Below are 20,925 nucleotides of genomic sequence, written 5' to 3' on the forward strand. Positions count from 1 at the left end.
GCGCTCATGCCAGGGCGCGGCGTCCGCTGAGGACGCCCGCGACGACGGCGACCAGGGCGAAGGCGGTGCCGATCAGGGCCTGGCCCATGGACCACCAGGCGATGGTCACGCCCACGTAGATGAACAGTTCGACGACCGCCCGGAGGAAGGGGTGCACGCGAAGAACCGGCCGCGGCGAGAGGAAGAGCGCCCACAGCAGCAGGGTGACCACGGGGGCGCCGACGCCGATGACGATGCTCCACGGCAGGTCCCAGCTGGCGAACCCCCACAGGGCGAGCGAGGCGATCGCCACGATGAGGACGACGACGCGCACGATGTCGAGGGCCGTGATGGCCGGACGGTCGACGCCGGCGACGGGGGCGGAATCCGGGGTCATGCGTCCAGTCTATTCCGCGACCGGAGCGTCCTCGGTCGGAGCCGGGGCCTCCGTGGCCGGGGCCTCCTCGGCCGGTGCGGCCGGTGCAGCGTCGGCGGCCGGCGCAGCTTCGGGGGCCGGCGCGGGCTCCGCCGGCGCGGGCTCCACGGGTGCGGGAGCTGCCTCGACCTCGTCGGCGGGTGTCGCGGTGTCCTCAGAGACGGCGGGCGCCGGGGCCTCGACCGGAGCGGTCACCGGCTCGGCCTCGTCGATGACGACCGCCGTCTGCTCGACAGGCGCAGCCGCCGCAGCGCGCTCATCGGCCGCCGCGTCCTGGGGCTGCAAGGCGTAGAGCGTGGTGACGGCCGACGGGGCGTCCGCGCCGGAGGGGAGGACGTAGCGGAAGGTCACGGGCACGAGACTGGCGAACAGGAACTGGTCCAGCGAGGCGCGGAGTTCGAGGGTGCCGGTGCCGTCCTCGCCGAGGACGACGCTGCCGGCGTCTGCGGTGCCGAGGAGAGCCTGCACGATCGTGCCCGGAGCTCCGGCGATCGGCACGAGGTAGTACCAGTGCAGGTCTTCGCCGAGCCAGTAGTCGGCGGGGCTCCAGGTGGGCGGCTCCGTCGGGATCGTAGGATCCACGGGATCCACGGGGTCCACGGGGTCCACGGGGTCGACCGGGTCGACGGGGTCCACGGGGTCGACCGGCTCCACCGGATCGACCGGATCGACAGGGTCCACGGGATCGACGGGGTCCACGGGATCGATCGGGTCCACCGGAGCGACGGGCGGCTGCGTGGCCTCGGGAAGCGCCGCGGGGACATCCGGGACGGCGGGTGCCGTGTCGGGCCCGGCCTCCGAGGAGACGGGCGGCGCCGCCTCCTCCTCGGCAGGAGGTGCAGGCGTCTCGTCGTTCTCCGGCGTCTCGATCACGACGGGCTCGTCGAGGTTCAGCGAGGAGTCCGGGGCGATGTCGGTCGCGATCGACGACGGGTCGGTGTCCGAGGCGCTGGGCAGGGAGGTCGCCGGGTTCGCGCCCGCGAGTCCGGGGACGATGGCCGCTGCGGCGACCACTCCGGCCACCACGAGGGCTGCCGACCCGGCGCCGACGACGGCGCCCATGCCCGTGAAGACGCCGCCCGTGCTCGCGCCCGAGCCGGCGCCGCCGGCCGAGGCCGCTCCTGAGCCGGCTGCGCCCGCGCCGGAGGTGGCCGCCGCGGCCTGGCCGATGCCGCCGTCACCGACGAACACCGCGCCCGGGATGGTGGACGACATCCCCGCCACGGCCAGGACCGGCGCACCGCCCTGCAGGGCAGCGAGGTACCCGGAGGCCCCGGTGGCGCCGAGGACGAGCGGGAGCAGGACGAGGGCGAGACGCTTGGAGACGTCCTTGGCCTCGGCGGCGACGATCATGCAGCGGGCACACTCGTCGAGGTGCAGCTCGAGGCGACGGTGGTCGCGGGTCGCGAGGTTGCCGCGCGAGTAGGCGCCGAGGTGCTCGATCGTCCACTGGCACTCGGAGCCGGGGCTCGCGCTCCGCAGGTGCGCCTGGATCCACGCCTCGCGGAGCCCCTCACGCGCACGGAACGCGAGCTGCGACACCGCGCCGGCCTTCATCCCGAGGAGCGGAGCCACCTCCTGCGGCTTCATCTGCTCGATCTCGGTGTACCAGAGCACTTCCTGCCACCGCGACGGGAGGCTGCGGAAGGCCTGCGCGGTGAGGCTGCGGTCGAGGGCCTCGTTCGTGGCGTGCTCGGTGCTGTCCGGATCGGCCACCGTGTCGAGCTCGTCGATCGCGGTCTCGCGACGTGCTCGTCCCCACGCCGCGGCGGTGTTGCGGATGCTGGTGAAGAGGTAGGCGCGGAACGAGCCGTTGGGGCCGCCGCCCTTGAGGATCGCCTGGTAGATGCGGGTGTAGGACTCCTGCACCAGATCGTCGGGATCGATCGACGAGGTCACCGATCGCGCGACGGCCATGCCGGACGGGTAGTGCCGCCTCCAGAGTTCCCCGAATGCCCCCTTGTCGCCGGAGCGGACACGGAGGATCAGGTCGGCGTCGCCGATGGTCTCGTCTGGTGTGGTGTTCTCTCGGTGCACAGTCATCCATCTGGTCCCGGGGCACACAGCCGTCCCCAGGAGGAGAGACGCGGGAAGGCGTCTTTCATTACGCGGTCAGACCATTCTCTCGCGAAATGGGTGCCGTGGCCACCCCCGGGACGGACTCCGAGCAGATGCTCGGGGACGCTTCCGCGGCCCCGGCGATGACGCCCGGCGAGAACTTTCTGAACTTTTTCCGAGAACCGCGTAATGAACCGAGCCGGCCCTCGTCTCATCCCGTAGAGACAGCCGAAATGGACTCCACCGGGGGGCGGAGTTCCGGCGCTGGTGCGGGGGGTACTGCACCAGTGGGCGGGTCGGGATCCTCGGGGGAGGAGCTCCCGGCCCCGCCCGCTCGAACGGGAGGGAAAGGGCCGCCGATCTGGGGAGAACGGCGGCCCTCCACTCTCACCTTGCGAGACGCACGTCACTGATCTGGGGAGTCCGGTGACATCGTCTCGTCCGATCGACCGGAGACCGCAGCGCTGCGCGTCGCGCGGAGCGCTGTCTTCCTAGGCGGGCAGCGCCGGTCCCGTCCAGACCCGCGCGACGCGCAGCCCCGCGTCCAGCAGCACGGCATCGCCGAGCAGGCCGGGGCGCAGCGCACCGAGGTGGGCGTCGCGTCCGATCGCGCGGGCCGGCGTCTCCGTGAGCGCCCGCACGACCTCCGCAAGGGGCACGCCCGCCGCCACGGCCCGCTGCAGCGCGACGTCCTGGGTCAGGGTGGAGCCGGCGATCGAGCCGGTGTCGTCGGCGCGGGCCACGCCGTTCTCGACGGTGACCTTCACCGCACCGAGGTCGTACTTGCCGTCGGCGCTTCCGGCCGCGGCCATGGCGTCGGTGATGAGCGCCACGCGGTGCGGCGCCACGTCGAACACGAGCTTGACGACGTGCGGGTCGAGGTGGACGTCGTCGGCGATGGCCTCCAGGATCACCCGGTGATCCGCGGCCGCGGCGAGCACCGGGCCGGGGGCGCGGTGGTGGATCCCCGGCATCGCGTTGAAGGCGTGGGTCAGCAGCGAGGCGCCGGCCTCGAAGGCGGCGACGGCCATGGCGGCGTCGGCGTCGGTGTGCCCCACCGCCGCCGCGGCACCCGCCGCGACGATCTGACGGACGGCGTCGATCCCGCCGGGGAGCTCCGGCGCGATGGTGACCTGTCGGACGGTGCCTTCTCCGGCCTCCAGCAGGCGGGCCACGTCGGCCGCGACGGGGTGCCGCAGCAGCGAGGGCTCATGGGCGCCGTGGTGACCGGGGTCGAGGAACGGGCCCTCCAGGTGCGAGCCGAGCACGTCCGCATCGGTCCTGGTCAGGGCGGCGATCAGGGCGACGCTGCGGGCGAGGTCGTTGATCGTGCCGGTGACGAGCGAGATGACGGCCCTGGTGGTGCCGTGCTCGCGGTGCAGATCCCGTCCGGTCCGGATGGCGTCCACGCCGTCGTCGTACGCCGCGCCCGCTCCGCCGTGACCGTGGATGTCGACGAAGCCCGGCGTGAGCAGTGCGCCCGCTCCTGCCACGGCCGCGCCGTCCACGACCTCGGTCGCCGGCTCCCAGTCCGTCCCCGTGCCCCGCGCGACGACGACGCCGTCCTCGATGCGCACCCACGCGTCCTCGACGATCTCCCCGCGGTCGACGAGGCGGACGGAGTGGATGACCAGGGAACCGGTCGCGGAGGAGAGGGTCTTCAACGGGCGCTCCAGGGGATCTCGGGGGCGGGGTGGAAATCGACCCCCTCAGCCTTCCACAGCGGCGCGAGGGCGCCGACCCGGGCGCGGAAGGACTCCCACGTGCGTCCCACGCCCTCGCGCGGCGACCAGGCGATCTCGGCCTGGGCGGCGGCACGAGGGAACACGAGCCGCTCCACCTCGTCGAGCGTGCGGGTGGTCTCGGACCACAGCGGAGCCTCGATGCCGAGGATCGCCTCGTCCGGCACGGCGAGCACGGCGGTCGGCTCCCACTCGTACGCGCGACGGACGTCGATGATCGCGGCCCAGGTGAGGCCGAGCGGGAAGTCGGCGGTGTACTTCATGTCGAGGTAGGTCGCATCCGCCGCCGACATGATGAGGGCTCCGCCGCGCTCGACGAAGTGCGCGGCCTCCTCGGCGTGCGTGCCCGTCGGCGTCGTCATGCCCCAGTACTGGCCGATCGTGCCGCGGGCGATGCCGGCCGCCGAGCCCATCTCGTGCCACGCGATCGGGGTCTTGCCCTCCTCGACGACGATCGCCGTCGCGCGCTCCGCGAAGAGGTCGAAGTCGGCCTGGGGCGTGCCGAGGGACTCGTCGCCGCCGATGTGGATGTAGGGCCCCGGGGTCATCTCGGCAAGCTCGCGGACCACGTCGCGGACGAACCGATACGTCGCCTCCTCGTGGATGCGCACGCTGGAGTGCCCGACGCCCCAGCCCAGGTAGGGCTCGCCGGCCACGGGGAGCGGCTGGCCGAGCTGCTCGGACTGGGCGATCAGCGCGTCGTTCAGGACCGGGGCCTCGACGAGCTCGGGGTAGGCGACGCCGATCGCGTGGGTGTGGCCGGGAAGGTCGATCTCGGGGATGACGATCATGTGGCGCGCGGCCGCGTACGCCACGATCTCGCGGTAGTCGTCCTTGGTGTAGAAGCCGCCGGGGGCGCCGTCGGCGGCGGTGGCGGCGGCCCGCTCGGTGAGCAGCGGCCAGGAGTCGATGTGCACGCGCCAGCCCTGGTCGTCGGTGAGGTGCAGGTGCAGGTGGTTGAACTTCAGCGCGCTCGTGCTGTCGATGAATCTCTTCACGTCGTCGACGCCGAAGAAGTGCCGCGCCACGTCGAGCATCACGCCCCGGCGGGCGAAGCGCGGGGCGTCCGCGATGTCGGCGCGGAGCAGCGCCCAACCGGCGTCGTCCTCCCGGAGCAGCTGCAGCAGCGTCTGGACCCCGTAGAAGAGCCCCGCCTCGTCGGCGCCGATGAGGATGGCGCGGTCGCCGACCTCGAGCGTGTAGCCCTCCGGCGCGGACGAGGCCGCGTCGACGAAGAGCTCGATCTCGGCGGGGCCGGAGTCCACCGCGGTGAGGCGGAGGCCGGTGCGGCGTTCGACGGCGTCGATCAGCTGTCCGGCGGCGGGGGAGGAGCCGAGCACGCGCGTCGTCGCGGCGAGCGGCAGACGTCCCTCCCTGGCCTTCGCGGACACCGGAGCGGGGACGAGGGGCAGATCAAGAGGTAGGACCATGAACAAAACCTAGCCGCCGAAACGCCGCAAGGGAACAGGGGGATCGAAACGATTCTGCAGGCGGTGGGCACGACGGCCGAAACGACCGCGTGCGCGGCGTCGCGCATCGGCTATGCTCGTAACCGTCGCGACTGGCGTCTGGGTGGACAACCACCGGGGAGCGACTGACCACGGAATTCGACCGCGCGCCTGGGCCGATAGGAACACCCTTTTCGAATCCGTCGTCAAAAGGAGCACGTCATGACCGACCGTTACTTCAACGCCCCGCTGTCCGAGGTCGACCCGGAGATCGCCGAGGTCCTCGATCGCGAGCTGAAGCGTCAGCAGACCTTCCTCGAGATGATCGCCTCGGAGAACTTCGTCCCCGTCTCGGTCCTGCAGTCGCAGGGCTCCGTGCTCACCAACAAGTACGCCGAGGGCTACCCCGGCCGTCGCTACTACGGCGGCTGCGAGGAGGTCGACGTCGCGGAGGAGCTCGCCATCTCCCGCGCCAAGAGCCTGTTCGGTGCCGAGTTCGCGAACGTCCAGCCGCACTCCGGTGCGTCCGCGAACGCCGCGGTCCTGCACGCCATCGCCCGCCCCGGCGACACCCTGCTCGGCCTCTCACTCGACCAGGGCGGCCACCTCACGCACGGCATGAAGATCAACTTCTCCGGCCGCCTGTACGACATCGTGGCCTACGGGGTCGACGCCGAGACCTCGACGATCGACATGGACGAGGTCCGCCGCCTCGCCATCGAGCACAAGCCCAAGGTCATCATCGCCGGGTGGTCCGCCTACCCGCGCACGATGGACTTCGCCGCGTTCCGCGCCATCGCCGACGAGGTGGGCGCGATCCTCTGGGTCGACATGGCGCACTTCGCCGGCCTCGTCGCCGCCGGCCTACACCCCAACCCGGTGCCGCACGCGCACGTCGTGTCCTCCACCGTGCACAAGACCATCGGCGGCCCCCGCTCGGGCTTCATCCTCACCAACGACGCCGACCTCGCCAAGAAGATCAACACCGCGGTCTTCCCCGGTCAGCAGGGCGGTCCGCTCATGCACGTGATCGCGGCGAAGGCGACCGCCTTCAAGCTCGCCGGCACGCCGGAGTTCAAGGAGCGCCAGGAGCGCGTGCTGCGCGGGGCGAAGCTCATCGCCGAGCGCCTGTCGCAGCAGGACGTGAAGGACGCCGGCATCGCGGTGCGCTCGGGCGGGACGGACGTGCACCTCGTGCTCGTCGACCTCCGCGACGCCGAGATCGACGGCAAGCAGGCAGAGGACCTCCTGCACGACATCCACATCACCGTGAACCGCAACGCCGTGCCGAACGACCCGCGTCCGCCGATGGTGACCTCGGGCCTCCGCATCGGCACGCCCGCGCTCGCGACCCGTGGTTTCGGCGACGCCGAGTTCACGGAGGTGGCCGACATCATCGCCCTCGCGCTGCTCCCCGGTGCCGACATCGAGGCGCTCCGCGCCCGCGTGGACGCGCTCGCCGCGGCCTTCCCGCTCTACCCGGACCTGCAGCAGTGACCGCGGTCGTCCTCGACGGCAAGGCGGCGGCGGCCGACATCCGTGCCGAGCTGACGGAGCGGGTCGTGGCGCTGAAGGAGAAGGGCGTCACCCCCGGCATCGCCACGGTGCTGGTGGGGGCCGACCCCGCGTCGCAGCTCTACGTGGGCATGAAGCACCGGCAGTCCGAGGCGATCGGGATGAACTCGATCCAGCGCGAGCTGCCGGCCGACGCCACCCAGGCCGACGTCGAGGCGCTGATCGACGAGCTCAACGCCGATCCCGCCTGCCACGGGTACATCGTGCAGCTGCCGCTGCCGAAGCACCTGGACACCGACGCGATCCTGGAGCGGATCGATCCGGCGAAGGACGCGGACGGCCTGCACCCGACCAACCTCGGGCGCCTCGTCCTCAACGTCAACGCGCCGATCCACACGCCGCTGCCGTGCACCCCGCGCGGGGTCATCGAGCTGCTGCTGCGCAACGACTACGACCTCAAGGGCAAGCACGTCGTGGTCGTCGGTCGCGGTGTCACGATCGGGCGCTCGATCGGGCTGCTGCTGACCCGTCGCGACCTCAACGCCACGGTCACGCTGACGCACACCGGCACGGTCGACATGCCGCGCTACCTGCGGGAGGCCGACGTGATCGTCGCGGCCGCGGGGGTCAAGCACCTCATCCGCGCCGAGGACGTCAAGCCCGGAGCCGCGGTGCTGGACGTCGGCGTGACCCGGGAGACGGACCCGGAGACCGGGAAGAACGTCGTCTTCGGCGACGTCGCTCCCGAGGTCGCCGACGTCGCCGGGTACCTGTCGCCGAATCCGGGAGGGGTGGGGCCGATGACCGTCGCCCTGCTCATGACCAACGTCGTCGAGGCGGCCGAGCGGACGGTCTGACCTCCGCGCCGCGTCGCAGATTCACGCGAACGCCGCAGGGATCCCGGTGATCCCTGCGGCGTTCGTGCGTTTCTGCGGACTCAGACCTGGCCGTGCAGCGAACTCTCCACGCCGCTGATCCGGGCCTGCTCGTCGAAGCGGATCGTCGCGGTGCCCGAGGCATCCGTCACCGTGGCGCCGGAGAACGACTCGTCCGTCCAGGTGAGGGTCCACCCGGCGAGGCGGGCGAGGTCCCAGACGGCCGTGCGGGCGTCGGGTAGGGGCGTCTGCGCGAGGGTGCGGGGGAGGGCGACCACCGTGTCGGCGACGGTGAGCGGGGCCAGCGGCGCGTCGAGCAGGAACACCGCGCGGGTGCCGCCGTCGACGGGTGCCGAGTAGTACGGGGAGCGTCCGGTGAGCTCGACCGCGACGCCGCCGATCGTGTGCGCCGCGCGGGCGATCCAGTCCGCATCGCCCGAGGCATCGGCCGGGAACGGGACCTCGGGGGTGGTGAGCTCGGCGATCCCGTGCTGCTCGCCGTAGGCGCGGAGCTGTGCCGCGACGCCCTGGGGGTCGCCCTGCGGGTGTGCCCACGCCCACAGCAGCGAGCGCGGACCGGGGGCGATCGTGGCGATGAGGTGCGCGCGGGTCACGAGCTGCCGGGTCGGGTCGGCGTTCGCGGTGAAGGCCAGGGTCCCCGCTGCGAGATCGGCGTCCCACCGGTGCTCGCCGAGTGCGTCGGCGGCCGCGGAGAGGGCGTCCTGGCGGAGCGCGGTGAAGAGGGCGGCACGGTCGGCGAGGGGCTGCAGCGGGGGGAAGGTCATGCTCACAGTCTCGCCGGGATTGCTATGAATCCGCCACTCCCGCGCGCTCCGTGACGGCCGCCGCGGGGCGCCCCATCCGCCACACCGCGGGGACGAGCAGCGTCACCAGGGCGATCGCCGCGTAGAGGACGGCGGAGGTGGTGAGCACGGTGGCCGGTTCCGCGTGCGTCACCAGCCAGCCGTACACGAGCGTGCCGATGGGCATCACGACGAAGCTGCCGAGCATGTCGTAGCTCGCGACCCGCGAGAGCTTCTCGCCGGGGATGTTCTCCATCATCGCGAGGTTCCAGCCGGTCGCGAAGACCTCGGCCCCGGCCCCGGCGACGAACGCGGCCATCGCGAGCAGGACCACGGCCGGGTGCACGCCGAGGAGGGTGAGCGGCAGGGCGAACACCGCCATCCCGATCATCCCGTAGCGCAGGGGGCGGCGGAGGGGGAACCACATCAGCAGCAGGGTCATCACCAGGACCCCCGCGCCCTCCGCGCTCACGACCCACCCCCAGCCGGAGATGCCGAGGCGATCGTCGTTCTTCGCGATGTAGGGCCCGACGACGCCCCAGGCGCCGACGTGGATCGCGTTCATGATCATGAAGGCCAGCACGATCGTCCACAGCCAGGAGCGGCTCCAGAACTCGCGCCAGCCCACCCGGAGGTCGTGGAACATCGTGGTGCCGCCGGAGGCCGCAGGCGGCGGGAGCTTCACGAGAGCGAGGACCGGGATCGCGAGCAGCCAGCCGGCCGCCTGCACGACCATGGCCCACGCGGGTCCCGCGGTCGCGACCAGGACGCCCGCGATGACCGGCCCGCCGATCGTGACGGCCGAGCGGACGAACGACAGCATCGCGTTCGCCTGCTGGAGGTGCGCGGGAGTGGTCAGCTGCGGGATGATGCCCTGCATCGCCGGGAGCACGAACGCGGACGAGGCGCCGTTGATCGCGGACAGCACCGCGAGGAGCGGGACCGTAGCCGTGCCGGTGAACAGCAGAGCGGCCATCGCCCCGACCGACAGGATGTCCACGACGTAGCAGGACTGGATGATGAGGGCGCGGGGGAGGCGGTCGGCGACGACCCCTCCGAACAGGACGAACACGATGTTGCTGATCGTGAAGGCCGCGAGCACGATCGAGAGCGAGCGGGCGTCGTTGTCGATCTCGAGCACCGCGAACGCCAGGGCGATGGCCGACATCGAGCCGGTGACGAGCGTCAGGGCGCGCGCGAGGAAGAACCACCGGAAGTTGCGGTCCTGCATCGCCGCCAGTCTGTGCACCGGCTCATCCTTCCCGGCCGCTTCGAATCGCGCAAATGGCCCCATTCCGGCCGCGGATGGAGCCAGGTGCGCGACTCGAAGTCAGTAGCTGGGGCGGCCGGGGGCGTCGGAGCGGGGGAGGAAGCGGGCGGCGAGGGCCTCGGAGGCACGGGCGAGGAGGGCGACGTCGGCGCCGACGGCCACGAAGTCGGCACCCGCCGCGAGATATGCGTCGGCGGCGGAGGGGTCGAAGGCGTTCACGCCCACCGGCTTCCCGGCGGCGCGGACCGCGGCGAACACCGACTCGACGGCGGCGACCACGTCCGGATGCGTCTGCTGTCCGAGCAGGCCCATCGACGCGGACAGGTCGGAGGGGCCGACGAACACCGCGTCCACTCCGTCCACCGCGGCGATGTCGGCGGCGGCCTCGACCCCCGCGGCCGTCTCGATCTGCACCGTCAGCGACACGTGCTGCGCGGACTCCTGCAGGTACCGGTCGACGCGGTTCCAGCGGGCGCTGCGGGCCAAGGCGCTGCCGACCCCGCGGACGCCCTCGGGGGGATACCGCGTCGCGGCCACGGCGGCCCTGGCCTCGTCGGCGGACGACACCATGGGCACGATGAGGTTCTGCGCGCCGAGGTCGAGCACCTGCTTGATCGCGACCGCATCGTTGAAGGGCACCCGGACGAGCGGGGTGACCGGGTAGGCCGCGACCGCCTGGAGCTGGGTCAGCACGGACTCGAGCGTGTTCGCCGAGTGCTCCATGTCGATGAGCAGCCAGTCCAGCCCGGACCCCGCGGCGACCTCGGCGAGCAGCGGGCTGCCGGAGCACACCCACATGCCGACGAAGGGGCGGTCGGACGCGGCGAGCTGCTCACGGAAGGACGGATCTAGACGAAGCGGCATGTGATGGTCCCCATCGGTCCGTAGTCGCACAGCACCTCGTCGCCGCGCGACACCCACATCGGGCGTGTGAACGATCCTGCCAGGATGATCTCGCCCGCCTCCAGACGCGCGCCGTGCTGATGGAACTTGTTCGCGAGCCAGGCGACTCCGGTGGCGGGGTGGCCGAGCACACCTGCGGCGACACCGGTCTCCTCGATCTCCCCGTTGCGGGAGAGCACGCCGGGGACCCACCGCAGGTCGATCTCGTCCGGGCGCTTGCGCACCGTCCCCAGCACCATCGCCCCGTAGGCCGCGTTGTCGCTGATGGTGTCGACGATCGTGCGGCCCTCGAGCTCGATGTGCGAGTTCAGCACCTCGAGGGCCGGCACGGCGTAGTCGATCGCGGCGAGGGCGTCGTCCAGCGTGCAGTCGGGGCCCTCCAGGGGCTCCTTGAGCACGAAGGCGAGTTCGACCTCGATGCGGACGTTGGAGAAGTGATCGGTGGGGATCTCCGCGCCGGACTCGTACACGGTGTCGTCGAACATGACGCCGTAGTCAGGTTCGGTGATCCCCGTCGCCTGCTGCATGGCCTTCGACGTCAGACCGATCTTGCGGCCCACGAGCCGACGTCCGGCCGCGACCTGCGAGTCCCGCCACACGCCCTGGATGGCGTACGAGTCCTCCACGGTCGCCTCGGGGTATCGCGCGGTGATGCGCGGGATCACCCCGTGGGTGCGGTCGGCCTCGGCGAGCTCCGCCGCGATCTGCGCGATCGTCTCCTCAGACAGCATCCGTGACTCCTAGAGCTGGTGGCCGAGCTTGTACTCGCCCTGCTTGTACTCGGGCATCGAGGTCTCGCCCTCGTCCGCGCGGGTGTAGGAGAAGCCGTCGGCGCCGATCGTCACGGCCATCTCGCTGGAGTCCGTGCGGGCGATCACCGGCTGCGGGTTGCCGTCGAGGTCGAGCACGAGCGAGGCGTCGGTGTACCAGGAGGGGACGACGGGGGTACCCCACCAGTCACGGCGCTGGTTGTCGTGCACGTCCCAGGTGACGACCGGGTTGTCGGGGTCACCGGTGTAGTAGTCCTGCGTGTAGATCTCCACGCGGTGGCCATCGGGGTCGCGCAGATAGAGGTAGAACGCGTTGGAGACGCCGTGCCGGCCGGGGCCACGCTCGATGGCGTCGGAGCGGCGCAGCGCCCCGAGCTTGTCGCAGATGGCGAGGATGTTGTGCTTCTCGTGCGTGGCGAAGGCGACGTGGTGCATGCGCGGACCGTCGCCGCCCGTCGCCGCGGTGTCGTGCACGGTGGGCTTGCGGCGCATCCACGCGGCGTACACGGTGCCCTCGTCGTCCTGGATGTCCTCGGTCACACGGAAACCGAGGTCCTGGTAGTGGCGCACCGCGCGCGGCACGTCAGGGGTGACCTGGTTGAAATGGTCGAGGCGCACGAGCTCGCCGGGGGTGTGCAGGTCGTACCGCCAGGACAGGCGCTCCACGTGCTCGGTGGCGTAGAAGAACTCGTACGGGAAGCCGAGCGGGTCGACGACGCGCACCGAGTCGCCGATGCCCTTCACGAAGCCGTTCTCCTGCCGACGGACGTCGCAGCCGAGCTCCGTGTAGAACTCCACGGCACGGTCGAGGTCCTCCGCGGCGCGCACCCGATACGAGAACGCGGCGACTGCGGCGATCGGCCCCTGACGCAGCACGAGGTTGTGGTGGATGAACTCCTCGGTCGAGCGCAGGTAGATCGCCTCGTCGTCCTCCTCGGTCACGTACAGGCCCAGGATGTCGACGTAGAACTGGCGCGAGGCGGCCAGGTCGGTCACGACGAGCTCCATGTACGCGCACCGCAGGATGTCCGGCGGGGTGCTCTTCGGCGTCGCGACGGGGTTGTCGCTCTGGATCGGTGCCTCCTGGCTCACGTAGTAGCCGGAGGAGGTGAGGGTCTTGGCGGTCTTGTCGGTCATGTCAGCGTCCTTGCTTGTGTCCGGGGGGCGTCAGTTCTTGCCGAACGTCGGGTTGTGCGGGGTCGAGGCGAGCGTGATGTGCACGCTCTGCTGGTCGGTGTAGAAGTCGATGGAGCGGTAGCCGCCCTCGTGGCCGAGGCCCGACGCCTTCACGCCGCCGAAGGGCGTGCGCAGGTCGCGGACGTTGTTGCTGTTCAGCCACACCATCCCGGCCTCGACGGACTGCGCGAACGTGTGGGCGCGCTTGAGGTCGTTCGTCCAGATGTAGGCCGCGAGGCCGTACTTCGTGTTGTTCGCGAGCGCCAGCGCCTCCTCGTCGGAGTCGAACGGGGTGATCGCGACGACCGGGCCGAAGATCTCCTCCTGGAAGATGCGGGCGTCGGGGGCCACGTCGGCGAACACCGTCGGGGCGACGAAGTTCCCCTCCTCGAAGCCCTCGGGGCGACCGCCGCCGGCGACGAGGCGGCCCTCGGTCTTGCCGATCTCGACGTAGGACATCACCTTGTCGTAGTGCTCGGGGTGCACGAGCGCGCCGACCTCGGTCTCGGGGTCGTGCGGGTAGCCGACCTTGACGCGCTGCGCCTGCGCGGCATAGCGCTCCACGAACTCGTCGTAGATCGAGCGCTCCACGATGATGCGGGACCCGGCGGTGCAGCGCTCGCCGTTGAGGGAGAAGACGCCGAAGATCGTGGCGTCGACGGCGGCCTCCAGGTCGGCGTCCGCGAAGACCACGGCGGGCGACTTGCCGCCGAGCTCCATCGACAGGCCCTTGAGGAACGGGGCGGCGTTGCCGAAGATGATCTGTCCCGTGCGGCTCTCGCCGGTGAAGGAGATGAGCGGCACGTCGGGGTGCTTCACCAGGGCGTCGCCGGCGTCTTCACCGAGGCCGTTGACGAGGTTGAAGACGCCCTGCGGGAGCCCCGCCTCCTCGAAGATGCCCGCCCACAGCGAGGCGGAGAGGGGCGTGAACTCGGCCGGCTTGAGGACGACCGTGTTGCCGGTCGCGAGCGCGGGCCCGAGCTTCCACGACTCCAGCATGAACGGCGTGTTCCAGGGGGTGATGAGTCCCGCGACACCGATCGGCTTGCGGTTGACGTAGTTCATCTGCTTGCCGGGCACCTTGAAGGCGTCGTCGGCCTGCGCGACGATCAGGTCGGCGAAGAAGCGGAAGTTCTCGGCGGCGCGGCGGGCCTGGCCCAGGGCCTGCGTGATCGGCAGGCCGGAGTCGTAGGACTCCAGCTCCGCGAGGCGGGCGTCGCGCGACTCCACGATGTCGGCGATCCGGTGCAGCACGCGCGAGCGCTCGCGGGGGAGCATCCGGGGCCATGGACCCTCGTCGAAGGCGCGCTTGGCGGCGGCGACGGCCCGCTCGATGTCGGCCTTCTTGCCGGCGGCTGCCGTCGTGTACGTCTGGTTCGTCACCGGGTCGAGCACGTCGAACGTGTCGCCGTCGATCGAGTCGACGAAGGCGCCGTCGATGTAGTGCTGGATGTGGTCGGGCAGGTCGGCGGGGATACGGGAGTCGGTCATGATGCTTCTCCTTCGGCGGGGACGGAACGGGTGTGCAGGGCGTCGAGGAACGCGTCCCTCGTGCGCCACCGGTGGTTGCGGGCGGCGAGCTCGATCTCCAGCGGCTCGGCGCCGTCGCGGATGAGCTCGAGGATCTGGGTGTGCTCGTCGACCGAGTGGTGGGCGCGGCCGGGCACGTAGGCGAAGGTCGAGTCGCGGATGCCGGACAGCCGGGCCCAGCCGCGGTGCACGAGGTCGAGCAGGTGCGGGTTGGGGCAGGGCTCGAACAGCACAGAGTGGAACTGTCTGTTCAGCTCGGTGAACGTGTGCGGGTCGAAGTGGTCGAGCAGGCGGCTCATGCGCTCGTTGACCTCCGCGGCCTGCGCGAGCGCGTCCGCGTCGAGCAGGGGAGCGGACAGCGCGGTCGCCGCACCCTCGACGAGTCCGAGCGTCTGCATGGTGTGCGCGTACTCGCCCTCGTCCACGAGGGTCACCCGGGCGCCGACGTTGCGCTCGAAGGTCACGAGCCCCTCGGCCTCCAGGCGGCGGATCGCCTCGCGCACCGGGACCACGCTCATGCCCAGCTCCTCGGCGATCGGCCCGAGGACCAGACGGTAGCCGGGACCGTAGGTGTGCGCCGAGATGCGCGCGCGGATCCAGGCGTACGCCTGCTCCGACTTGCTGGCGCTCTCGACCGTGCTCACTTCCGCTCCGCTCCGGTGCCGGTCGCCTGCTCGTAGCGGGCGCGCCATTCGGCGTTCATCGGGAACAGGCCGTCGACCGGGTGTCCGGCGGCGACCTGCTCGGCGATCCAGGCGTCCTCGATCTCCTGGGCCACGGCGTCGGCGGCGACCTCGGCGGCGAGAGCCGGCGGGATCACGATCACACCGTCGCTGTCGCCGACGATGATGTCGCCGGGCTGCACGGTGGCACCGCCGCACGAGATCGTCACGTCGACGTCCCACGGCACGTGCTTGCGGCCGAGTACGGACGGGTGCGCGCCCTGGGAGAAGACCGGCAGCCCGATCTCGGCGACGGCCTGGAAGTCGCGGACGCCGCCGTCGGTCACCACGCCCGCCGCACCGCGGGTCTGCGCGCGCAGGGCGAGGATGTCGCCGAGCGTGCCGGTGGTCGCGTCGCCGCGGGCCTCGATGACGATGATCTCGCCCTCGGCCACGGCGTCGAACGCGCGCTTCTGGGCGTTGTACCCGCCGCCGTGGCTCCGGAAGAGATCCTCGCGGAACGGCACGAAGCGCAGGGTCTTCGCGGTGCCGACGATCTTCGTGTCCGGGAGGTTCGCAGAGACACCGTCGATGAAGCAGGAGTGGTGTCCGCGCTTGCGCAGCTGTGCCGAGAGGCCGGCAGTGGGGGCTTCGAGAAGCTGGGCGCGGAGCTCGGGGGTGAGCGTGGGCGCGGTGTCCTCGGCGGGCAGGCCCGCGGCCTCGCGGGAGCCCCAGGCCTCGGTGCGCTGGAGGTCGTCGACGGCGGGGAGCGAACCGAGGTCGCCGTCGAAGGGGACATCGCCCTGCGTGACCGTCGTGATCAGGCGGCCGGACGTGGGAGCGCCGGGGGCGTCCGGGGCGTCGACCTCGATCTCGACCACGTCGCCGGGGACGATGACCGAGGATCCTGCGGGAGTGCCGGTGAGGATCACGTCGCCGGTCTCCAGCGTGAAGTGCTGGGAGAGGTCGGCGACGAGCTGGGCCAGCGGGAAGATGAGGCCCGCGGTGGTGTCGTCCTGACGGAGCTCGCCGTTCACCCAGGCGCGCACGCGGAGGGCCGCCGGGTCGACCGTGCGGGCGTCGATGAGCTCCGGGCCGAGCGGGGTGTACCCGTCGCCGCCCTTGGAGCGGACGTTGGAGCCCTTGTCGTTCGCGCGCAGATCGTAGAGGCCGAGGTCGTTCGAGGCGGTCACCCACTGCACGTGATCCCACGCGTCGGCGAGGGGGACCCGACGGGCCGGGGCGCCGATGATCAGCGCGATCTCCCCCTCGAACGCGAGCAGCTCGGTGCCGGCGGGGCGCTCGACGGTGCCGCCGGAGACGCCGACCGAGCTGGCCGGCTTGAAGAAGTAGGAGGGGTGGGCGGGGCGTCGACCACGCTGGTCGGCCCGCGAGGCGTAGCTCAGGTGGATCGCGATGATCTTCCCAGGGCGGGCGATGGTGTCCGTCACGGATGCGCCTCCTCGCGCTCGTCAGGACGCGTTGTGCGTCGTATCCGAAATCATATATCATCGTCTCACCCCTCGGCAAGCAAATCGGATTCACGTCCGTGCGCGCCGTGACAACGCGGTCACAAGCACAAAGGAGACACCCCATGAGCGGGCAGTCACAGGATGGGTTCACACCCACCGGAACCATCGCGACGGCGGCCGACCGGCGTCGTGTCGTCTTCGCCACCGTCGTCGGGACCACCGTCGAGTGGTACGACTTCTTCATCTACGCCACGGCGGTCGGGCTCGTCTTCGGACAGCTCTTCTTCGCGCCGCTCGGCGCCAACAGCGCTCTCGTCGGCTTCGCCACGGTCGGTGTGAGCTTCCTCTTCCGTCCCCTCGGCGCGTTCCTCGCGGGCCACTACGGCGACAAGCTCGGCCGCAAGGCGGTGCTGATGTGGACGCTGATCCTCATGGGCGCCGCGACCGCCCTGATCGGTCTGCTCCCCACGTACGAGACCATCGGCGTGATGGCGCCGATCCTCCTCGTGCTGCTGCGCATCGTGCAGGGCATCTCGGCCGGCGGCGAGTGGGGCGGCGCGGTGCTGATGGCCGTCGAGCACGCCCCTCGCAAGAAGCGCGGCATCTTCGGCGCCTCCCCGCAGATCGGCGTGCCGCTCGGCCTGCTGCTGGCGTCGGGCGTCATGGCGCTGATGACCGCGATCGCTCCGGGAGACCAGTTCCTCGCCTGGGGCTGGCGCGTGCCGTTCCTGCTCAGCGTCGTGCTGATCCTCGTGGGCTACTACGTCCGCCGTCGCGTGGAGGAGAGCCCGGTGTTCGCCGAGCTCGCCGAGCGCAAGGAGAAGGCGAAGATGCCGATCGTGCAGCTCTTCCGCAAGCACCTGCTGCTCGTCATCATCGCGGCCCTCGTCTTCGCCGGGAACAACGCCGTGGGCTACATGACCACCGGCGGCTACATCCAGGGCTACGCCACGAACCCCGACGGACCCATCGGGCTCGAGCGCGGGCCGGTGCTGTGGGCCGTCACCGGATCGGCCGTGACCTGGCTGCTGACCACGCTGCTGGCCGGCTGGGTGTCGGATCGCATCGGCCGTCGCACGACCTACCTCATCGGCTGGGTGCTCCAGCTCGTCGGCGTGTTCACGCTGTTCCCGCTCGTCAACACCGGCGAGGTGGGGCTGCTGTTCGCGGGCCTCGCGATCCTCACGATCGGCCTCGGCTTCACCTACGGGCCGCAGGCGGCGCTGTACACCGAGCTGTTCCCCGCGAGCATCCGGTTCTCCGGTGTCTCCATCTCCTACGCGATCGGCGCGATCGCCGGTGGCGCCTTCGCGCCCCTCATCGCCACGGCGATCGTGAAGGAGACCGGATCGACGGACGCCGTCACCTGGTACCTCGCGGGCATGACGCTGCTCGGTCTCGTCGCCACGCTCCTGCTGCGCGACCGGTCGGGCATCCCGCTCGGTCCGGACCACGAGGAGGAGCAGTCCGTCAGCCCGATCCGCGGGCTCGCGAAGGTCTGACCCGGCGATCCGAGAGCGCACGTCCCTGAGGGGCGTGCGCTCTCGTGCGTTCCGGCTCAGCCCTCGAGGGCTTCGCGGATGAGGTCGGCGGAACGCTGGAGTCGCGCGGCGATCTCCCCGTCGTCGAGATCGGTCGCGACGTGCACGACCGCGATCGCCGCGGGACGCTGGCCGCGCAGGCGCAGCGGAACGGCGACCGACTGCACGGTGGGGATGACCTCGTCGTGGCTCGTGGCGTATCCGCGCGCGGCGGCGGTGTCGATGTCGGCGCGCAGGGCGGGGGAGATGTCGGCGGGCACCTCCGCCGGGTCGAGCTGCGCGAGGATCGCCTTCCCTGGAGCGCCGACCGTGACGGAGTGCCGCGCGCCGGGGCGCTGGGCGACGCTCGCGACGGCGTGCCGCGGTTCGACGCTGGCGAGGGTGATGCACTCGGCGCCGTCGAGGACGGCGAGGAAGCAGGTCATGCCGAGCTCGTTCGCGATGGCGGTCAGCTCCGGCAACGCCTCTGCCTGGAGGTCGTGGGCCACGCCGGCGGCGAGAGCGGCCATGCGGGCGCCGAGGCTCACGGCGCCGCTCGCATCGCGGGTCACGAGACCGTGATCCTCGAGCGTGCGCAGGAGACGGTACGCGATGGACCGGTGCACGTCGAGGCGCCCCGCGATGTCGTCGATGGTCAGCGCGCCGCGGGCGTCGGCGAGCACCTCGAGGATGCGGATGCCGCGACTGAGCGTCTGCGACGCGGGGGCGGCGGGGCGCTCGGGCATGGCTCTCCTTGCGATGCGCGAGGCACCGGTCTAGGCTGTGTTCAATAGTAGAACACTGTGTTCGAATATAGAACACCGTGTTCCTGGGCGCAACACCCGACGAAGACGTCCGGAAGGAATCGACGACGATGCAGTTCCACCACCACGGCTATGTGTCCGGAGACCCGCGCGTGCAGGACGCCGCCGGCACCGGGATCGACCGCCCCGCCGCCCTGCCCGACGAAGTCGACGTCCTCATCGTCGGCTCCGGCCCCGCGGGCATGCTGCTCGCGGCGCAGATGTCGCAGTACCCCGACATCACCACCCGCATCATCGAGAAGCGCGAGGGCCGCCTCGTCCTCGGGCAGGCCGACGGCATCCAGCCCCGCAGCGTGGAGACCTTCCAGGCCTTCGGCTTCGCCGAGCGCATCATCGCCGAGGCCTACAACATCGGCTGGATGAACTTCTGGGGCCCCGACCCGGAGCACCCCGATCAGATCGTGCGGACCACCCGCACCGCCGACTACGCCTACGACATCTGCGAGTTCCCGCACCTCATCGTCAACCAGGCGCGCGTGCTCGACTACTTCGCCGAGGCGGCGGCCGACGGTCCCGGCCGGATCGTGCCGGACTACGGCGTGGAGTTCCTCGGGCTCACCGTGCACGAGGAGGGCGAGTACCCGGTCGAGGTGCACGTTCGGCACGTCGGTGACGCAGAGGAGCGCGTGGTCCGGGCGAAGTACGTGGTGGGCTGCGACGGCGCCAGGAGCGGCGTGCGGCAGGCGATCGGCCGCACGCACGCGGGAGCGAGCGCCGCACACGCCTGGGGTGTCATGGACGTGCTCGTCAACACCGACTTCCCGGACTGGCGCACCAAGTGCGCGATCAACTCCAAGGCCGGCAACATCCTGCACATCCCGCGGGAGGGCGGCTACCTCAGCCGCATGTACATCGATCTCGGCGAGGTCGCCGCGGACGACGACCACCGCGTGCGCCAGACGCCCATCGAGGAGATCATCCGGCGCGCCAACGCGATCCTCCACCCCTACACGCTCGATGTGAAGCAGGTGGCCTGGCACAGCGTCTACGAAGTGGGCCACCGTGTGACGGACGGCTTCGACGACGTCGACCCCGGCGTCGATCGCAGCCCGCGGGTCTTCCTCACCGGCGACGCCTGCCACACGCACAGCGCCAAGGCCGGCCAGGGCATGAACGTGTCGATGCAGGATGGCTTCAATCTCGGCTGGAAGCTCGGTTCCGTGCTGAGCGGCCGTGCCCCCGAGGCGCTGCTCGCCACGTACGGCGCCGAGCGTCGTCCCGTCGCGCAGCAGCTCATCGACTTCGACCGCGAGTGGTCCAGCCTCATGGCCCGCAAGCCGGAGGAGATCTCCGACCCGAACGAGCTGGCCACGTACTACCTCGCGACGGCCGAGTTCCCCTCCGGTTTCATGACCCAGTACACGTCCTCCATGATCACCGGCACCGACGCCCATCAGGAGCTCGCGGTCGGCTACCCGCTGGGCAAGCGCTTCAAGTCGGCGGAGGTCGTGCGGGTCGGGGACGGCAACGTCGTCCACCTCGGGCACCATGCGAAGGCCGACGGCCGCTGGCGGGTCTACGCCTTCGGCGACCGGACCGGGGAGGCGCTCGCCGCGTGGGCGGAGGAGGCGGCGCCGGTGTTCGCGCGGTTCACCCCGGCTGACGCCGACGCCGACGCCGTGTTCGACGTGAAGGCCGTGTACCAGCAGCCCTTCGAGGAGGTCGAGGTCACGACGACGCCCGAGCTCTTCCAGCCGAAGACCGGCCCGCTCGGACTCACCGACTGGGAGAAGGTCTACGCCGCGGGCCCGAGCAAGTGGTGCGAGACGGACATCTTCGAGGCGCGGGAGCTGTCCCGTGACGGTGTCGTGATCGTCGTGCGTCCGGACCAGTACGTCGCCGCGATCCTCCCGCTGGACGGCGTGGGCGAGTTGGCGGAGTTCCTGGACGGAGCGCTGCTGCCGGCGCGCTGACCCTCGGCGCACCTCCGGCCCTGGCGGGT

17 protein-coding genes and 1 riboswitch are annotated in these 20,925 nt (G+C 71.2%); of the genes, 4 read left to right on the forward strand and 13 right to left on the reverse strand.

Going from position 1 to position 20,925, the window contains the following annotated elements; all coding sequences use genetic code 11:
• Nucleotides 1-4 precede the first annotated feature (4 nt).
• From RI211_RS04830 to RI211_RS04845, 4 genes are all read right to left on the reverse strand, one after another.
• Nucleotides 5-376, reverse strand: coding sequence for a YrdB family protein (locus RI211_RS04830; RefSeq protein ID WP_187663476.1), 372 nt, complete (start codon nucleotides 374-376; stop codon nucleotides 5-7).
• A gap of 9 nt (nucleotides 377-385) precedes the next feature.
• Nucleotides 386-2,458: a sigma-70 family RNA polymerase sigma factor gene (locus tag RI211_RS04835; protein ID WP_315637426.1), complete on the reverse strand. Its 2,073-nt coding sequence runs from the start codon at nucleotides 2,456-2,458 to the stop codon at nucleotides 386-388.
• Between the two features lie 506 nt (nucleotides 2,459-2,964).
• Complete coding sequence (locus tag RI211_RS04840; protein ID WP_315637427.1) at nucleotides 2,965-4,137, reverse strand: N-acetylglucosamine-6-phosphate deacetylase; 1,173 nt, start codon at nucleotides 4,135-4,137, stop codon at nucleotides 2,965-2,967.
• Nucleotides 4,134-5,645 (reverse strand): beta-N-acetylhexosaminidase, encoded by a 1,512-nt coding sequence (locus RI211_RS04845; protein WP_315637428.1) that lies wholly within the window; start codon nucleotides 5,643-5,645, stop codon nucleotides 4,134-4,136. The genes RI211_RS04840 and RI211_RS04845 overlap by 4 nt, the downstream gene beginning before the upstream one ends.
• 117 nt (nucleotides 5,646-5,762) lie before the next feature.
• Nucleotides 5,763-5,847: riboswitch (ZMP/ZTP riboswitch) on the forward strand.
• A 38-nt stretch (nucleotides 5,848-5,885) separates the two neighbouring features.
• Between RI211_RS04845 and glyA the strand changes: the two genes are divergently transcribed.
• Complete coding sequence (gene glyA / locus RI211_RS04850; RefSeq protein WP_025103803.1) at nucleotides 5,886-7,160, forward strand: serine hydroxymethyltransferase; 1,275 nt, start codon at nucleotides 5,886-5,888, stop codon at nucleotides 7,158-7,160.
• Entirely contained in the window at nucleotides 7,157-8,035 is an 879-nt protein-coding gene (locus tag RI211_RS04855) for a bifunctional methylenetetrahydrofolate dehydrogenase/methenyltetrahydrofolate cyclohydrolase (protein WP_315637429.1), read from the forward strand. The genes glyA and RI211_RS04855 overlap by 4 nt, the downstream gene beginning before the upstream one ends.
• A gap of 80 nt (nucleotides 8,036-8,115) precedes the next feature.
• On the opposite strand, the gene RI211_RS04860 is transcribed toward RI211_RS04855, so the two are convergent.
• The 8 genes from RI211_RS04860 to RI211_RS04895 all read right to left on the reverse strand — a co-directional run bounded on the left by RI211_RS04860 (nucleotide 8,116) and on the right by RI211_RS04895 (nucleotide 16,618).
• Nucleotides 8,116-8,838, reverse strand: a complete 723-nt coding sequence (locus RI211_RS04860; RefSeq protein ID WP_315637431.1) for a DUF6882 domain-containing protein — start codon at nucleotides 8,836-8,838, stop codon at nucleotides 8,116-8,118.
• Between the two features lie 22 nt (nucleotides 8,839-8,860).
• Nucleotides 8,861-10,105 carry an MFS transporter gene (locus RI211_RS04865; protein ID WP_259951967.1) on the reverse strand — a complete coding sequence of 415 codons (1,245 nt, stop codon included), beginning with the start codon at nucleotides 10,103-10,105 and terminating at the stop codon, nucleotides 8,861-8,863.
• A gap of 81 nt (nucleotides 10,106-10,186) precedes the next feature.
• Nucleotides 10,187-10,990, reverse strand: coding sequence for an HpcH/HpaI aldolase family protein (locus RI211_RS04870; RefSeq protein ID WP_259951968.1), 804 nt, complete (start codon nucleotides 10,988-10,990; stop codon nucleotides 10,187-10,189).
• The gene (locus RI211_RS04875) at nucleotides 10,975-11,760 is read right to left on the reverse strand and encodes a fumarylacetoacetate hydrolase family protein (RefSeq protein WP_259951969.1); all 786 of its coding nucleotides are present in this window, start codon (nucleotides 11,758-11,760) and stop codon (nucleotides 10,975-10,977) included. The genes RI211_RS04870 and RI211_RS04875 overlap by 16 nt, the downstream gene beginning before the upstream one ends.
• Before the next feature lie 9 nt (nucleotides 11,761-11,769).
• Nucleotides 11,770-12,936 (reverse strand): 3,4-dihydroxyphenylacetate 2,3-dioxygenase, encoded by a 1,167-nt coding sequence (hpaD, locus tag RI211_RS04880; RefSeq protein WP_259951970.1) that lies wholly within the window; start codon nucleotides 12,934-12,936, stop codon nucleotides 11,770-11,772.
• 30 nt (nucleotides 12,937-12,966) lie between these two features.
• Nucleotides 12,967-14,466, reverse strand: coding sequence for a 5-carboxymethyl-2-hydroxymuconate semialdehyde dehydrogenase (hpaE, locus tag RI211_RS04885; protein ID WP_025103810.1), 1,500 nt, complete (start codon nucleotides 14,464-14,466; stop codon nucleotides 12,967-12,969).
• Nucleotides 14,463-15,149 carry a GntR family transcriptional regulator gene (locus RI211_RS04890; RefSeq protein ID WP_025103811.1) on the reverse strand — a complete coding sequence of 229 codons (687 nt, stop codon included), beginning with the start codon at nucleotides 15,147-15,149 and terminating at the stop codon, nucleotides 14,463-14,465. Before RI211_RS04890 ends, hpaE begins: the two co-directional genes overlap by 4 nt.
• Nucleotides 15,146-16,618, reverse strand: a complete 1,473-nt coding sequence (locus RI211_RS04895) for a fumarylacetoacetate hydrolase family protein (protein WP_315637434.1) — start codon at nucleotides 16,616-16,618, stop codon at nucleotides 15,146-15,148. Before RI211_RS04895 ends, RI211_RS04890 begins: the two co-directional genes overlap by 4 nt.
• 143 nt (nucleotides 16,619-16,761) lie before the next feature.
• On the opposite strand from RI211_RS04895, the gene RI211_RS04900 reads away from it, so the two are divergent.
• Nucleotides 16,762-18,141: an MFS transporter gene (locus tag RI211_RS04900; protein ID WP_315637435.1), complete on the forward strand. Its 1,380-nt coding sequence runs from the start codon at nucleotides 16,762-16,764 to the stop codon at nucleotides 18,139-18,141.
• Between the two features lie 56 nt (nucleotides 18,142-18,197).
• Here the strand turns inward: RI211_RS04900 and RI211_RS04905 are convergent, their stop codons facing one another.
• Entirely contained in the window at nucleotides 18,198-18,905 is a 708-nt protein-coding gene (locus RI211_RS04905; RefSeq protein WP_315637436.1) for an IclR family transcriptional regulator, read from the reverse strand.
• Nucleotides 18,906-19,033: 128 nt separating this feature from the next.
• Here RI211_RS04905 and RI211_RS04910 point away from each other — a divergent pair, with 128 nt between their 5' ends.
• Nucleotides 19,034-20,896 (forward strand): FAD-dependent monooxygenase, encoded by a 1,863-nt coding sequence (locus RI211_RS04910; protein WP_315637437.1) that lies wholly within the window; start codon nucleotides 19,034-19,036, stop codon nucleotides 20,894-20,896.
• Nucleotides 20,897-20,925: the final 29 nt, after the last annotated feature.

This window comes from Microbacterium meiriae (assembly GCF_032364335.1).
Classification (GTDB): domain Bacteria; phylum Actinomycetota; class Actinomycetes; order Actinomycetales; family Microbacteriaceae; genus Microbacterium; species Microbacterium meiriae.